Consider the following 14164-nt stretch of genomic DNA (forward strand, 5'->3'; position numbering starts at 1 on the left):
CGAGCAGGCTCGCTCCCACAGGAGGAATGCGTTTCCATGTGGGAGCGAGCCTGCTCGCGATGGCGCCAGTACAAACGACGCAGGACTAAAGCGCCGGTACCCCACTGTGAAACCGAAATTCCATATCCGGCGACTCGATCAGGTCCCGCTCGGCCTCACGCACCTTGTCGATCACCTGGGCGATGTCCCTGGCATCGCCATACTGGTAGGCCAGCTTCAGGTAACCCTGGAAATGCCGGGCCTCGCTTTTCAGCAGGCCGAAATAGAACTTGCCCAGTTCTTCGTCCAGATGCGGCACCAACGCCTCGAAACGCTCGCAACTGCGGGCCTCAATGAACGCACCGACCACCAGGGTATCCACCAGCTTGACCGGCTCATGGCTGCGCACCACCTTGCGCAGGCCCGAGGCATAACGCCCGGCGGAGAGCTGGCGCAAGCCGATCTTGCGCTTTTTCATCAGGCGCATGACTTGCTCATGGTGCACCAGCTCTTCCCGGGCCAGACGCGACATCATGTTGATCAGATCGACATGGGAATGGTACTTGGCGATCAGGCTCAGGGCGGTGCTCGCGGCCTTGAACTCACAGTTCTTGTGGTCGATCAGCAACGTGTCCTGATCGGCCAACGCAGCCTGGACCCAGGCGTCGGGGGTGCGGCAGCCAAGGAATTCGTGGATTTCGGGAAGGATCATGGGGCTCACGGGCAAAAGGTAGTCGAGCGAAGGGCGCCGATTATACCGGGCTGCCCCCAGACCACCAGTCACCGCCGTTGATATGCTTCAAGTCAACGACGCTTCGCAACAACTAGAACTATAGTTGAGCAACGCCACGCCTTTTCATCGTTGGAGACACCGATCATGCAAGCCATTCGCAGTATCCTGGTGGTCATCGACCCCGAACACTCGGAAAGCCTGGCGCTCAAACGCGCCAAGTTGATCGCCGGCGTGACCCAGGCCCACCTGCACCTGCTGGTGTGCGACAAGAAGCACGACCATGCCGGCATGCTCGGCGTGCTGAAGGCCGCATTGCTGGCAGACGGCTACAGCGTGACCACCGAACAGGCCTGGAACGAAAGCCTCTACGAAACCATCATCGACGTGCAGCAGGCCGAAGGTTGCGGGCTGGTGATCAAGCAGCATTTCCCGGACAGTCCGCTGAAGAAAGCCCTGCTGACGCCAACGGACTGGAAACTGCTGCGCCATTGCCCGACCCCGGTATTGCTGGTGAAAACCGCAGGTTCCTGGCAGGACAAAGTGATCCTGGCCGCCGTTGACGTGGGCAACGCCGACGGTGAGCACCGGCACCTGCATACCACCATCATCGACCACGGCTATGACATCGCTCGCCTCGCCAAAGCCCACCTGCATGTCATCAGCGCCCACCCTTCGCCGATGCTCTCGGCGGCCGATCCGACGTTCCAGCTCAAGGAAACCATCGAGGCCCGCTATCGCGATCAGTGCCGCTCGTTCCAGGCGGAGTTCGACATCGATGACCAGCACCTGCACATCGAGGAAGGCCCGGCGGACGTACTGATCCCGTTCATGGCGCACAAACTGCAAGCGGCCGTGACCGTGATCGGCACCGTGGCCCGTTCCGGGCTGTCAGGGGTGCTGATCGGCAATACCGCCGAAGCGGTGCTCGATACCCTGGAAAGCGATGTACTGGTGCTCAAGCCGCAGGAGGTGGAGGATCACTTGGTGGAGTTGGCGGTAAAGAGCTGAAGCGGGTCGCCATTGTGGCGAGGGGATTTATCCCCGCTGGGGCGCGGAGCGGCCCTAAACCAGGCGACTCGTGGGTCGATTAGATCCGGGGGCTGCTTCGCAGCCCAACGGGGATAAATCCCCTCGCCACAATAAATCCCCTCGCCACAAAAATGTTTCAGCAGGATCCCTGGTGGAGCATCACCGCCCCATCGCATCCTTCAGGAACCCCGGCGCGATGTAGCGCTGGTAATGGGCTTCGGACAGCAGGAAAAATTCCCGATCGATGGCATCGCGCAGGTCCGGCAGCTCCCAGTCTCGGAATTCCGGCAGCAGCACCATGCCGTAGGCTTCGAGGTTGTTGATCACCCGGGCGCCCCGGGCGATCAACTGGTAGGCCCAGCAATACTCCGACTGGTGTGCCACGAAGCGGATCTGGCGCGCCACCAGTTGCTCGCGCAACAACCCGGCGTCGAACACCTCGAGTTTCGCCACCATGACTTGCACCAGCAGTTGCTCAAGACGCATCCACACCGCGCGTTTCTCGTCCTCGTTGTAGCCGTTCCAGTGAATCACCTCGTGGTGGAAGCGCTTGCAGCCACGGCATACCAGGTCACCGTAGACAGTGGAGCAAAGGCCGACGCAGGGGGTCTTGATGAGCTGGTTGGGCATAACGGAACGCACACGCAAAAGCAGGACAGGCCGGCATGTTAGCCCTTTGTCTAAGATTGATCACCCCTCAAACTTCCCGGCCCAACTTACCTTTAACTTTTTTTTCCCGTAGAATCAGCCAGCCTTTTAAGGCGCCAATGTCCGTTAGAAGCTGTTTTCAAAGCGTCACGAGCACAGTCGTTCCTTCAGAGCGGTGTTGGCGAAGGGTCTTTCCAGCGGGGAAAGCCCAACGCCAACCCTCATCAGCTCCCCGTTCTGCAGGCGTAAAACTTTGAAAGCAGCTTCTGTGAGGAACCCCGGAAACCCTGGCGTGGTGGCTCAAAAAGCCCCCGACGTGCATGGGTACCGCGGTTTCTGGATGAGCGTCCCGGACACCCATTTGGGACCACTGATGAGGGTAATACTGTGCTTGAAGCCTACCGCAAACATATCGAAGAGCGTGCAGCACTGGGTATCGTTCCCCAGCCGCTCAACGCCGAACAAACCGCAGGCCTGGTCGAGCTGCTGAAGAATCCCCCGGCTGGCGAAGAAGCTTTCCTCGTTGACCTGATCACCAATCGCGTTCCACCGGGAGTCGACGAAGCCGCCTACGTCAAGGCCGGTTTCCTTTCCGCCCTGGCCAAGGGCGAAGTCCAATCCCCTCTGCTGGACAAGAAGCGCGCCGTTGAACTGCTCGGCACCATGCAGGGCGGCTACAACATCGTGACGCTGGTGGATCTGCTGGACAACGCCGAGCTGGCGCCAGTGGCCGCCGAAGAACTCAAGCACACCCTGTTGATGTTCGATGCCTTCCACGACGTGGCTGAAAAAGCCAAGAACGGCAACGTCCACGCCAAGGCCGTGCTGCAATCCTGGGCCGACGGCGAGTGGTTCAAGAAGCGTCCGGTACTGGCCGACAAGATCAGCCTGCGGGTCTTCAAAGTCACCGGCGAAACCAACACCGACGACCTGTCCCCTGCCCCGGACGCCTGGTCGCGCCCTGACATCCCGCTGCACGCCCTGGCCATGCTGAAAATGGCCCGTGACGGCATCGTTCCGGACGAGCAAGGCAAGACCGGCCCGATGAAGCAGATCGAAGAAATGCGCGGTCAGGGTTTCCCGATCGCCTACGTCGGTGACGTGGTCGGTACCGGTTCCTCGCGTAAATCCGCCACCAACTCGGTGCTGTGGTTCTTCGGCGACGACATTCCATACGTGCCGAACAAGCGTGCTGGTGGTTTCTGCTTCGGCAGCAAGATCGCCCCGATCTTCTACAACACCATGGAAGACGCCGGCGCCCTGCCGATCGAATTCGATGTGTCGAACATGAACATGGGCGACGTGATCGACCTGTACCCGCATGCCGGCAAGGTCTGCAAGCACGGTACCGACGAAGTCATCACCACCTTCGAAATGAAGACCCCGGTCCTGTTGGACGAAGTCCGCGCCGGCGGCCGTATTCCGCTGATCATCGGCCGCGGCCTGACCGAGAAGGCACGTGCCGAGCTTGGTCTGCCACCGTTCGACCTGTTCAAGAAGCCTGAAGCGCCGGCTGAAAGCACCAAGGGTTTCACCCTGGCGCAGAAAATGGTCGGCAAGGCGTGCGGTCTGGCAGAAGGCCAGGGCGTGCGTCCTGGCACCTACTGCGAACCGAAAATGACCACCGTGGGTTCCCAGGACACCACCGGTCCGATGACCCGTGACGAGCTGAAAGACCTGGCATGCCTGGGCTTCTCCGCTGACCTGGTGATGCAGTCGTTCTGCCACACCGCGGCATATCCAAAGCCGATCGACGTGACCACCCACCACACCCTGCCTGACTTCATCATGACCCGTGGCGGCGTTTCCCTGCGTCCGGGCGACGGCATCATCCACTCGTGGCTGAACCGCATGCTGCTGCCAGACACCGTCGGTACCGGTGGCGACTCCCACACCCGTTTCCCGATGGGCATCTCGTTCCCGGCCGGTTCCGGCCTGGTGGCGTTCGCCGCCGCCACCGGCGTCATGCCGCTGGACATGCCGGAATCGATCCTGGTGCGCTTCAAAGGCAAGATGAAGCCTGGCATCACCCTGCGTGACCTGGTTCATGCCATTCCTTACTTCGCCATCCAGAACGGCCTGCTGACTGTCGAGAAGAAAGGCAAGAAAAACGCCTTCTCCGGCCGCATCCTGGAAATCGAAGGCCTGGAAGGCCTGACGCTGGAACAGGCTTTCGAACTGTCCGACGCGTCGGCCGAACGTTCGGCTGCCGGTTGCACCATCAAGCTGTCGAAAGAGTCGATCACCGAGTACCTGCAATCGAACATCACCCTGCTGCGCTGGATGATCGGCGAAGGCTACGGTGATGCCCGTACCCTGGAACGTCGTGCCCAAGCGATGGAAGCCTGGATCGCCAACCCTGAGCTGATGGAAGCCGATGCCGACGCCGAATACGCCGAAGTCATCGAAATCGATCTGGCCAACATCAGCGAGCCTGTGCTCTGCGCCCCGAACGACCCGGACGACGCCCGTCTGCTCTCCAGCGTGGCTGGCGAGAAGATCGACGAAGTGTTCATCGGTTCGTGCATGACCAACATCGGTCACTTCCGCGCTGCCGGCAAGTTGCTGGATCAGGTCAAGGGTCAGCTGCCAACCCGTCTGTGGCTGTCGCCGCCGACCAAGATGGACGCTCACCAACTGACCGAAGAAGGCTACTACGGCATCTACGGCAAGGCCGGCGCACGCATGGAAATGCCAGGCTGCTCGCTGTGCATGGGTAACCAGGCACGCGTGGAGCCGAACAGCACCGTGGTGTCGACCTCGACCCGTAACTTCCCGAACCGTCTGGGCGACGGCGCGAATGTCTACCTGGCCTCGGCCGAGCTGGCATCCGTTGCGTCGATCCTGGGTCGCCTGCCGACCGTCGAGGAGTACATGGAATACGCCGGCAAGATCGACAGCATGGCAGCGGACGTGTACCGCTACCTGAGCTTCGACCAGATCGCCGAGTTCCGTGAAGCGGCTGCAAACGCCAACATCCCGGTCGTTCAAGCCTAAGGCTTCGACGCTCGACTGAAAACGCCGCCCTTCTTGCGAGGGGCGGCGTTTTTTTATGCCTGGGCTTTGATGCAAGCCGCACCGCCGCTATCGCGAGCAGGCTCGCTCCCACAGGGGATCTGGGGTGAACACAATTCCCGAGAACACCTCACAGCCTGTGGGAGCCGAGCTTGCTCGCGATGGCGGCGGCACATCCAGCATCACCGCAACTGACCCACCGCATTCGCGAGCAAGCCCGCTCCCACAGGGGATTTGTGGTGTCAGGCCGTGAGGGAATAGACCAGCGCGGTAATCGCCACCAACCCCACCGATACCACGAAGACATTCGAGGCCTGGCCACGATAGCGGGCCATGGCCGGGACTTTGCGGATGGCGTACATCGGCATCAGGAACAGGATGGCCGCGATCACCGGGCCGCCCAGGGTTTCGATCATGCCGAGGATGCTCGGGTTGAGCGTGGCGACGATCCAGCACACCAGCAACATGAACGCCGCCGTCAGGCGGTCCAGGGTCTTGGCTGCCGGGCGATGGCCGCTCTTGGCGATCAGCCCCTTGAGGCCTTCACTGGCGCCGATGTAGTGCCCCAGGAACGACTTGGAAATCGCCACGAAGGCAATCAACGGCGCTGCAAACGCGATGGTCGGGTTGCTGAAATGGTTGGCCAGGTACGACAGGATCGACAGGTTCTGCGCCTTCGCTTCGGCCAGTTGCGCCGGCGACAGGGTCAGCACGCAGCTGAACACGAAAAACAGCACCATCACCACCATCAGCACATGGGCGCGGGACAGGATCTGCGCGCTGCGCTCCTCGGCGCCGTCCCCGTGGCGGCGTTTCTGGTCCACAGCGAATGCCGAGATGATAGGCGAGTGGTTGAAAGAGAACACCATCACCGGAATCGCCAGCCACAGGGTATGCAGCAGCGCCGAAGGGGTCGGCAGCGTGGACGCGGTGCTCAGGATGCCACCGTTCCAGTGCGGGATCAGGAACACCGCCAGGAACAGCAGCGCAACGATGAACGGGTAGACCATCAGGCTCATCGCCTTGACGATGGCCTGCTCGCCACACCGCACCACCGCCAGCAGCCCCAGGATTAACACCAGGGACAGCACCGCGCGGGAAGGCGGCTGGATGTGCAGTTGATGCTCCAGAAAGCTGCCCACCGTGTTGGTCAGCGCCACGCTGTAGATCAGCAGGATCGGGAAAATCGCAAAGAAGTACAGCAGGGTGATCAGCGCGCCGGCCTTGATGCCGAAATGCTCCTCCACCACCTCGGTGATGTCCGCGCCATCGCGGCCGGACAGCACGAAACGGGTCAGGCCCCGGTGTGCGTAGAAGGTCATGGGAAATGCCAGCAATGCCAGGATCAGCAGGGGCCAGAAACCGCCCAGGCCGGCATTGATCGGTAGAAACAGCGTACCGGCACCGATGGCGGTACCAAACAGGCCCAGCATCCAGGTCGTGTCCTGGCGACTCCATTGGCTGAGGGTGGCTGGGGCTGTCGATTCAAAGCGCTCTTCAACGCTATTGGCCTGATCATTCATCCGGTCGGATCTCCGCTTTCCGGTCATGTGCACCCGGCCGGGACGAGTCGGAAACCCCGACAGGCAGCGCCCTGGCCGAAACAGGGGCGCGATTGTCCGGGATTAGCGAGCAGAAGCAAAGACTTAGCTGAGGAGCGGTGGTGAATGGCAAAAAAATGCCAGCGCATGAGGTATCGCCGCTTTGCCCCAGCTCCTACACTCACAAACAGAATCCACAAGACCTGTGGGAGCGAGCCTGCTCGCGATGGCGACCGTCAGCCAACATGGCGTCGACTGACTCACCGCCATCGCGAGCAGGCTCGCTCCCACAGGGTGTTCGTCAGTACGATTGCCCACAGGAGCCCAGCATGACCGCAACCGTCCTGGTACTGGTTGAAACCGTCAACGACTACCTGCCGATCCTCGAACGCCAGGGTTATCACCTGGAACTGGCGCCCACGCCGGCCGAGCGCAAGGCGGCGATTTTCGACCATGGCGAGCGGTTCAATGCGGTGCTGACCCGCGGCCCCCTGGGCCTGACGGCCGACGAAATGGCCGCCCTGCCCAACCTGCAGATCATCTGCGTGATCGGTGCCGGCTACGAGCAGGTGGACCTCCAGGCTGCCCGCAACCGCGGCATCGTGGTCACCAACGGTGCCGGGGTCAACGCGTCGTCGGTGGCCGACCACGCCATGGCGCTGCTGCTGGCGCTGGTGCGCGACATCCCCCGGGCCGACGCCTGCATACGCCGGGGGGAATGGACCAAGGTCATGCGCCCTTCCCTGGCCGGCAAACGGTTGGGGCTGCTGGGTCTTGGCGCGGTGGGCATGGCGATTGCCAAACGCGCGGCCCTGGGCTTCGACATGAGCGTCAGCTACCACAGCCGACGGGTGCGCAACGATGTGCCCTACACCTTCTGCGCCACGCCCACGGAGCTGGCCCGGGTGTCGGACTTCCTGATCGTTGCCACTCCCGGGGGGCTCGACACCCGGCGATTGATCAACAAACAGGCCCTCGATGCCCTGGGCCCCAAGGGCTTCCTGGTGAATATCGCCCGGGCCAGCGTGGTCGCCACCGACGAACTGATCAACGCCCTGGAACATCGACGCATTGCCGGAGCGGCCCTGGACGTATTCGATCATGAACCCGAAGTGCCCGACGCCCTGAAGCACTTGCCCAATGTGGTCCTGACACCCCACGTCGCCGGCCTGTCGCCAGAATCGACCCGAGCCACGGTGGAACTGGTGGGCCAGAACCTGAATGCGTTCTTTTCCGGCAAACCGGTGCTGACGCCGGTGCCAATGCCGGAGCCGAATTGATTACAAGCCTGTAGAACTGACACTGAACCTGAGTGATCACTGAATCTGTGTGATCACTCACCCTGTGGCGAGGGGATTTATCCCCGCTGGGCTGCGAAGCAGCCCCAATACAATCAACACAATCTATCTGTTGCACCGAGGCGTCAGGATTTAGGGCTGCTTCGCAGCCCAGCGGGGATGAATCCCCTCGCCACAAAAGCCGTTCACCTGTACTGGCACCACTCAGAGAACCCCCAGCAACGTCCACAACCGCCGGGACTCGGCATCGGCGCTGATCAGTTCTCCCAGCAACTCGCTCAACGGCTTGTTGCCCCACTCCACGCCCCGCCGGATCAGGTAAGGCACCGGGCTGTGGGGTTCGGTGCGCGACAGGTAGCCGGCGATGACCAGCAACTGCCGGTAGGCCTCTTCGCGACTGGCCGGTTCCTGGAAGACTTGGGCAGGTGCTGTGCCCGCCTGGGCCTGGACAGGCGACGGCGCGGCCGAAGGTGATGCTTGCGCCGGCACGACGGTGGGTTGCTGTGGATACATCGCGATGAACTCCTCTACCAGCGTCAGCAAGGCCTGCATCACGTCCTGCAGGGATTTGTAGCCCGGGGCCAGGTTGCCCAGGTAGGCGTCGCTCCAGGCTTCGAGCCGTTGCAGGTGTTGCTGGCTCAACATGAGGCTGCCCTGGCGATGGAGCCAGAACGACAACGGCGTGCCGCGAATCAGCTCAGTGAGCTTCTTCTGATCGCTGCGCGCCGCCTCCGCCGAAGCCTTGGCGTTCTTGCTGTCGTTGGCCTGCACCTGCTGACGCTGCAAGCGTTGCCAATCGTCCAGACAGAAGCCGTCGAAGGCCGAGTCGCGACCATTGAACAGCGGCACCCGCGTCAACAGCACTTCACTGTAACGCCGGGCCAGCCATTCCAGCGGGATCACCCGCCACGACTGGTCGCCCTCTTCGGCCTGGGGATGCAACTGCTCGGGGTAGCGTTCACACAGGCCTGTCACCAGCGCCAGGCTGCCCGGCAAGCCCTCCAGCCCGGCCAGGTGCAACCAGGCCTCCCCCAGCCAGGCGCTGATCATCAGGTCCTTGCTGCGCTCAAGCAGCAGCGCAGTGGCGAGCTTTTCCAGCTCCGGCCACTGCGCGCGCTTGACCTGGGACTGCCACACCCCGGTGGGCAGGCTGGTGTCGTCTTCCCGGCGCAACTCCCGCAGTTGATCGTATTCCGGTTCATAGCGCAGATCCTGTCCGCAGGGCGATTCGGCGCTGACCGGTTCGAGCAACTGGCTGATCAGCTCGGGCAAGGGGGAGATAGGTACGCTCACAGGCCCTCCTCACGGGTGGCGATGGCGGGGCTCGACGAGGTCGCCATGAAAGGTGAACGGGGTGCCTGGGTCGGCAGCGGCGGCACCGACAGCGGCAGCTTCGAACCCTGGCTCATCAACGACAGGCGCAGGAACATCAACGTCTGCTGCGTCGTGCGGGCCTGGAGCTGGGCCTGGGCCGGGCTCTGGGCTGGCATCTGGCCGGTTACCGGCAGTTGCAGGGTCAGCGGGAAATCGGTGTAGTCGACATTCGGCTGGCGTTGCACCGACACCAGCGAGCGCATCAGGCGCAGCAACGACCATGGACCCTGGTATTCCCAGCCGGCCTCCAGATCACGCACCACCAGGTCCGGCTGCAACGGATCGTTGGCCGGTCGCTGGTAACCGTTGCGGGCCCAGCGCAAGGTCAACCGCACGGGCTGCCCGACCATCCAGCGCAGGTTCTGCTGGGCGTCGCCGGGGTAGCTGATCTGTTGGTTGCCGGCGTTCAGTGCCCAGGCGATCACCTGGTCGGCGCCACGCTCCTCGTCGCGGTCGGTGCGCCAGCGCACGTCCATTTCCACGCCGAGAATGCCGCTCTTGTCGCGCACGAACAGCGGCCCCAGCCAGGTACCGGCCTGTTTCAATTGGTTGAGAAAATCCTCGGCGGCCAGGCGCTCCGGTGTCTGGCTCAGCGCCAGCCCAGCCTGGGCCAGGGGCAGGCGTGTATCGATCAATTCCAGCAAACGCCGCACCCGCGCCGGATCGGCGTCACTGGCCCGCAGGTTTTGGGAAAACGGAAAGCGCCCGGCCAGGTATTGATTGAAATAGTTGGCCACGTCGTTCCAGGCCGTCGCCGCCTGATTCTGTTGCAGGTACAGGCAGCGTTGCAGCGCACTCTGCTGCAAGCTCACGGCACGCTGGGCCAGGTCGCCACGACCACCGGACAGGTTGGAGGTCTGCAGGATCTGCGCGCAGGAGGCGGTGTCCATCTGGTTGAAGTCCCGGCTCACCAACTGTTCCAGTTGCGCCGCCGAACTGGCCGGGTTCTGGCTCTTGTATTTGAGCAACTCGTCGTTGATCGCCATGAACCGCGACACCCGGTCGTGCTCCAGGGCCGAGAGGTCGTCCTGCTGGACGATCAACCATTCCAGGGCCGGCATGCGTTGCTCGGCGATCTGTACCATGGCGTCGAACTGCTGGTTCAGGCTCAGTTTCAGACCTTGTGGATCGCTGGCCCCGTAGAGCTGCAAACCGAAATTCTTCGAACCGTCCCAGCGCTGGATATCGGCTCGCTGGCTGAACAGGGGCTGGGCTTCGATTTCGTCCAGGCCACTCTTGATCTGCGCCAGGGCGCGACGGTTGAGCAGGCGCTGGAACCGCGTCGCCAGGTCGGCACGGTGCACGTCCATGAACGCCTTTTGCACCGCGACGGCCTGGTTGGTCTGGACATTGAAGCCCATGCCTGGCAACTGTTCCTCGCTTTCATCCAGGCTCAGCCACATCGCCTGGGCGGCGGCACTTTCAGCTGCCTGGATCAGGGCGTCGCGGTAGTCCGGCGGGATGCGCGGCAGTTCCTCGCTGGTATAGCTCTTGTAGCTGGCGAAATAGTTCAGGGCGACGCTGAAATCGTCGCTGCCGTCGCCTTGCCCCATGGCATCGGAGTTACCGCCAGAGGGATCCTTCTGCAGGGCCAACGCCACGAAGTCACGCTTGAACAAGGCTTTCACCGCGTCATCCAGGGCCGTGACATGCTCCTGCAACACCAGCAAGCCACTGCCCTGCTGGACCAGCAGGTTGTCCCGGGAACCGGTCTGGACGATCCACTGGTCGCGAAAGCTCTGTTGCAGCTTCGCCGCCTGGCTTTCCAGGTCCTGGGCAAGCTCCGGCCCGAGCAAGGTGCTGTGGCTGACTTTGTCCATCATCTGGGTGTAACCGGGCACCAGGTCCTGGCCCTTGCCCCGCCCCCAGGCTGCGTTGGTCAGGTTGACCAGGGTCTGCAAGTCGTCGACCAGTGCCATCAGGTCTTCCAGCTCGCTCAGCGAGTTACCGCTTCCCGCCTCCAACCGTTGCAGGTGCAGCTTGAGATAACCGGCCTGACGCACGAAGTTGTCGGCCAGGAAGTAATGATCGAGCCAACGCTGCATCAGGCCGGTGAAATTATCGCCGATCAACGTACGCGCCGCGTTCAGGTCCAGCCCCTGCAAGTCCTGTCCGTACGCCCCCATGCCATGCGGGTCGAACAGCACCCGGTTGTAGAACCGCGCCCGGCTCAACGTGCCGGTATTGAGGCTCAGCGAGAGGGCGTTGTTGCTCAATTGCACCAGTTCATCCAGCGGTGCCTTGGGGTTGCTCACCGCCTGGCTGAACATCTGGTTCTGTTGTTCGAGGCGCACCGCACGCTCCACCAGGTCCTTGGCCTTCACGTAGCTCTGCCATTGCGCCGGGTCTTCGCTTTCCACGTTGCCCCGCCGCTCGGTGTTGCGGATGGTCTTGAGCTGTTCCAGGTCCGACGCCAGCAGGTCGCGCAGGGGCAAAACCCAGTGGTGCCGGGCGGTCAGGCGCAAGCCTTGCTCCAGCTGAGTATCCACGGAGGAGAACCACGAGGTGGGAAACACCACCGCGACGTAGCGCCAGCTCGGAGCTTTCTCCAGCATGTTCCAATAGGTCTGCACGTTGTAACGGGTAGGCTCCAACTGCGGTTGGTCAGGGTCGACCACCAGGTAATTCTTATGGGTGCGCAGGATCAACTGCGACAACGCCTCGGCCTCTTCCACCGAATCGTGCCAGATCCAGAGCATGCCCCCCAACCAGACCAGCCCGACCACCAGCGCAACCACGCCGGCCAGCCGATGCCAGCGCTGGCGCAAACGCAACAGGCGCGGCACGGGCTGGGCCAAGCCGCGTTCGGCGACGAAACGCCGCGCCCACAATTGCCGGGCGAACACCGTCTGACGCAAGCCCTTGTCGCTGGCGGCATAACCGTCCCCGGTCACAGTCGGCGCCTGGGTCGCGGTGAAGTACACGCCGCGAAAGCGTGGCGCCTCGCCCTGGGCATTGCCCTGGAACACCGGTTCCAGAAGGATCTGCATGGCCCGCCGCAACCCCTCGAAGCGCTCCGGCAAGCCGTACAGATCGCCGCTCAACTGCCCCGAAAGCGCGCCAATTTCGATGATCGACTGCGACAGCGCGGCGTTGACCTGATCCAGCGCCTGGTCGCTCCAGTGCGACTGCCACGCCGCGTCGGGCGAGTACGGTGACGACCAGCCCAGTGTCGATTCCCGGGCCTCGGCGGGCAGCGCGCTGACCAGCTCCTGGAACCCGGGCAACTCTTCCATCCCGGTAATCACCACGTACACCGGCAGACTGAGGCCGAACCGTTGCAGCAGGTCGATGAAGCAGCGGCGCACCTTGAGGCTCAGCTCGGTGGTGTGCTCGATATCGTCGAGCCTGCCGAACGGCACGGTCCAGATCACCGCGTCCATCGGTCGTCGGCTGCGCAGCCGCAGGATCAGCCCCAACAGCCGCCACCAGTTGCCCCGTTGCCGGTTCAAGCCTTCATCGGGCAGGAACAATGCCTGGGGCACCACCAGTACCGCGCCCTCGGCATCCGACCACCAGCGCCCGAACCACGCGGCCTTGTCCGTCGGCTGCAAATGCCACTGGGTACACAACTGGGCCCCGTCGGTTTCGTTGCCGAGCATCAACAGCCAGGGGATCTGGTAGCGATCCCGGGTGCCCTGCTCCTGCTCCATGTGCCGGACTGCCCCGTAGAAACTGCGAATCGCCGCGCCGCCCTGGGTCCGCAGCCACCAGATCAGCGCCGCGATCACCAGCACCACGACGATGACCAGCAGCACCACGGCGACGATGCTCAAGGGGTTCATGAGTCCTGCTCCTGAACCACCGATTCGTTCAATTGCAAGACCGGTTCGAGCTCCGAGCGGATGTCACGCCAGAACACCTGTCCCAGTCCGGTCAGCAACAACACCATCGCCAGGATCGCCAGCCCCAGGCGCAATCCGTCCGGCAGCGATGTCTGTGCCGGCATGCGTATCGGCGGTGCCGCCGCGGACATCGCCAGGCGCTGGGTGACGTCGGCATAGTCCGGCTCATGCTGCCAGGCGAAGGTGAACAGCGCCGCGCGCCATTTTTCATGCTGGACCTGGCCGGGCTCGCCGCGCAGCCGTCCCTGAAACCCGAGGACCAGGCATTGCAGGTAGACGTTCGCCAGGTCCCGGGTGCCGGGCATCTGTTCATCCAGCAGTTTCTTGATGGCCGCGGGCAGCCGTTCGCCGGCCTGGCGGCTGGAATACATGCGTGATTCAAGGGGATGTTGCTGCCAGGCCAGTTGCCCCGGCCAAGGGGTGAATAGCAAGGTCTCGTCCACCAGGGCGACGAAGGCATAGACCAGCGCCTTGACCTGCTCGGTCGCCGAGTCGCCGACAGTGGCAAAGGCCACCCGCCACAAGCGCTGGGCGCTACGTCCGGAAAACTCCACCACCCGGCTGACCAGGGCCGCGGAGTCGTTGTCCTTGGGCAAGTCCTGCCATTCCTGGAACCATTTCAGCCAGGCCTGCCGAAACGCGCTGCTCAGCGGCGCCTCATGCAGACCCCGGACCGCCCCGCCACTTCCGTCAGGCATACGA

Annotated in this window: 9 protein-coding genes; 3 read left to right on the top strand and 6 right to left on the bottom strand. The window is 63.0% G+C overall.

From position 1 onward, the window contains the following. Positions 1-85: 85 nt before the first annotated feature. Entirely contained in the window at positions 86-691 is a 606-nt protein-coding gene (locus LOY35_RS16835) for a tRNA-(ms[2]io[6]A)-hydroxylase (RefSeq protein ID WP_258624962.1), read from the bottom strand. A gap of 165 nt (positions 692-856) precedes the next feature. Between LOY35_RS16835 and LOY35_RS16840 the strand changes: the two genes are divergently transcribed. After that, positions 857-1720: a universal stress protein gene (locus tag LOY35_RS16840; RefSeq protein WP_258624963.1), complete on the top strand. Its 864-nt coding sequence runs from the start codon at positions 857-859 to the stop codon at positions 1718-1720. A gap of 180 nt (positions 1721-1900) precedes the next feature. Here LOY35_RS16840 and LOY35_RS16845 read toward each other — a convergent pair whose 3' ends face one another. Then, complete coding sequence (locus tag LOY35_RS16845; protein ID WP_258624964.1) at positions 1901-2371, bottom strand: DUF1289 domain-containing protein; 471 nt, start codon at positions 2369-2371, stop codon at positions 1901-1903. A 405-nt stretch (positions 2372-2776) separates the two neighbouring features. Here LOY35_RS16845 and acnB point away from each other — a divergent pair, with 405 nt between their 5' ends. Next, the gene (gene acnB / locus LOY35_RS16850) at positions 2777-5386 is read left to right on the top strand and encodes a bifunctional aconitate hydratase 2/2-methylisocitrate dehydratase (RefSeq protein WP_258624967.1); all 2610 of its coding nucleotides are present in this window, start codon (positions 2777-2779) and stop codon (positions 5384-5386) included. Positions 5387-5646: 260 nt separating this feature from the next. Here the strand turns inward: acnB and LOY35_RS16855 are convergent, their stop codons facing one another. After that, positions 5647-6927: a serine/threonine transporter gene (locus LOY35_RS16855; protein WP_258624969.1), complete on the bottom strand. Its 1281-nt coding sequence runs from the start codon at positions 6925-6927 to the stop codon at positions 5647-5649. Between the two features lie 347 nt (positions 6928-7274). Here LOY35_RS16855 and LOY35_RS16860 point away from each other — a divergent pair, with 347 nt between their 5' ends. Continuing rightward, complete coding sequence (locus LOY35_RS16860) at positions 7275-8225, top strand: 2-hydroxyacid dehydrogenase (protein ID WP_258624971.1); 951 nt, start codon at positions 7275-7277, stop codon at positions 8223-8225. 222 nt (positions 8226-8447) lie between these two features. On the opposite strand, the gene tssA is transcribed toward LOY35_RS16860, so the two are convergent. Genes tssA through LOY35_RS16875 form a run of 3 tightly spaced genes read right to left on the bottom strand, consistent with a single transcriptional unit; the run spans position 8448 to position 14160 of the window. Then, positions 8448-9536 (bottom strand): type VI secretion system protein TssA, encoded by a 1089-nt coding sequence (gene tssA / locus LOY35_RS16865; protein WP_258624972.1) that lies wholly within the window; start codon positions 9534-9536, stop codon positions 8448-8450. Further along, complete coding sequence (locus LOY35_RS16870) at positions 9533-13402, bottom strand: type VI secretion protein IcmF/TssM N-terminal domain-containing protein (protein WP_258624974.1); 3870 nt, start codon at positions 13400-13402, stop codon at positions 9533-9535. The genes tssA and LOY35_RS16870 overlap by 4 nt, the downstream gene beginning before the upstream one ends. After that, positions 13399-14160: a DotU family type IV/VI secretion system protein gene (locus LOY35_RS16875; protein WP_258624975.1), complete on the bottom strand. Its 762-nt coding sequence runs from the start codon at positions 14158-14160 to the stop codon at positions 13399-13401. The genes LOY35_RS16870 and LOY35_RS16875 overlap by 4 nt, the downstream gene beginning before the upstream one ends. Positions 14161-14164 lie beyond the last annotated feature (4 nt).

Origin of the sequence: Pseudomonas sp. B21-028 (genome assembly GCF_024749045.1) — a bacterium.
Lineage (GTDB): Bacteria > Pseudomonadota > Gammaproteobacteria > Pseudomonadales > Pseudomonadaceae > Aquipseudomonas.

Excerpts from the sequence above, each read along its gene's own strand:
- LOY35_RS16875 (WP_258624975.1), bottom strand. The coding sequence starts at position 14,160 with ATGCCTGACGGAAGTGGCGGGGCGGTCCGGGGTCTGCATGAGGCGCCG.
- LOY35_RS16840 (WP_258624963.1), top strand. The coding sequence starts at position 857 with ATGCAAGCCATTCGCAGTATCCTGGTGGTCATCGACCCCGAACACTCG.
- LOY35_RS16835 (WP_258624962.1), bottom strand. The coding sequence starts at position 691 with ATGATCCTTCCCGAAATCCACGAATTCCTTGGCTGCCGCACCCCCGAC.
- LOY35_RS16870 (WP_258624974.1), bottom strand. The coding sequence starts at position 13,402 with ATGAACCCCTTGAGCATCGTCGCCGTGGTGCTGCTGGTCATCGTCGTG.
- LOY35_RS16860 (WP_258624971.1), top strand. The coding sequence starts at position 7,275 with ATGACCGCAACCGTCCTGGTACTGGTTGAAACCGTCAACGACTACCTG.
- LOY35_RS16845 (WP_258624964.1), bottom strand. The coding sequence starts at position 2,371 with ATGCCCAACCAGCTCATCAAGACCCCCTGCGTCGGCCTTTGCTCCACT.
- LOY35_RS16855 (WP_258624969.1), bottom strand. The coding sequence starts at position 6,927 with ATGAATGATCAGGCCAATAGCGTTGAAGAGCGCTTTGAATCGACAGCC.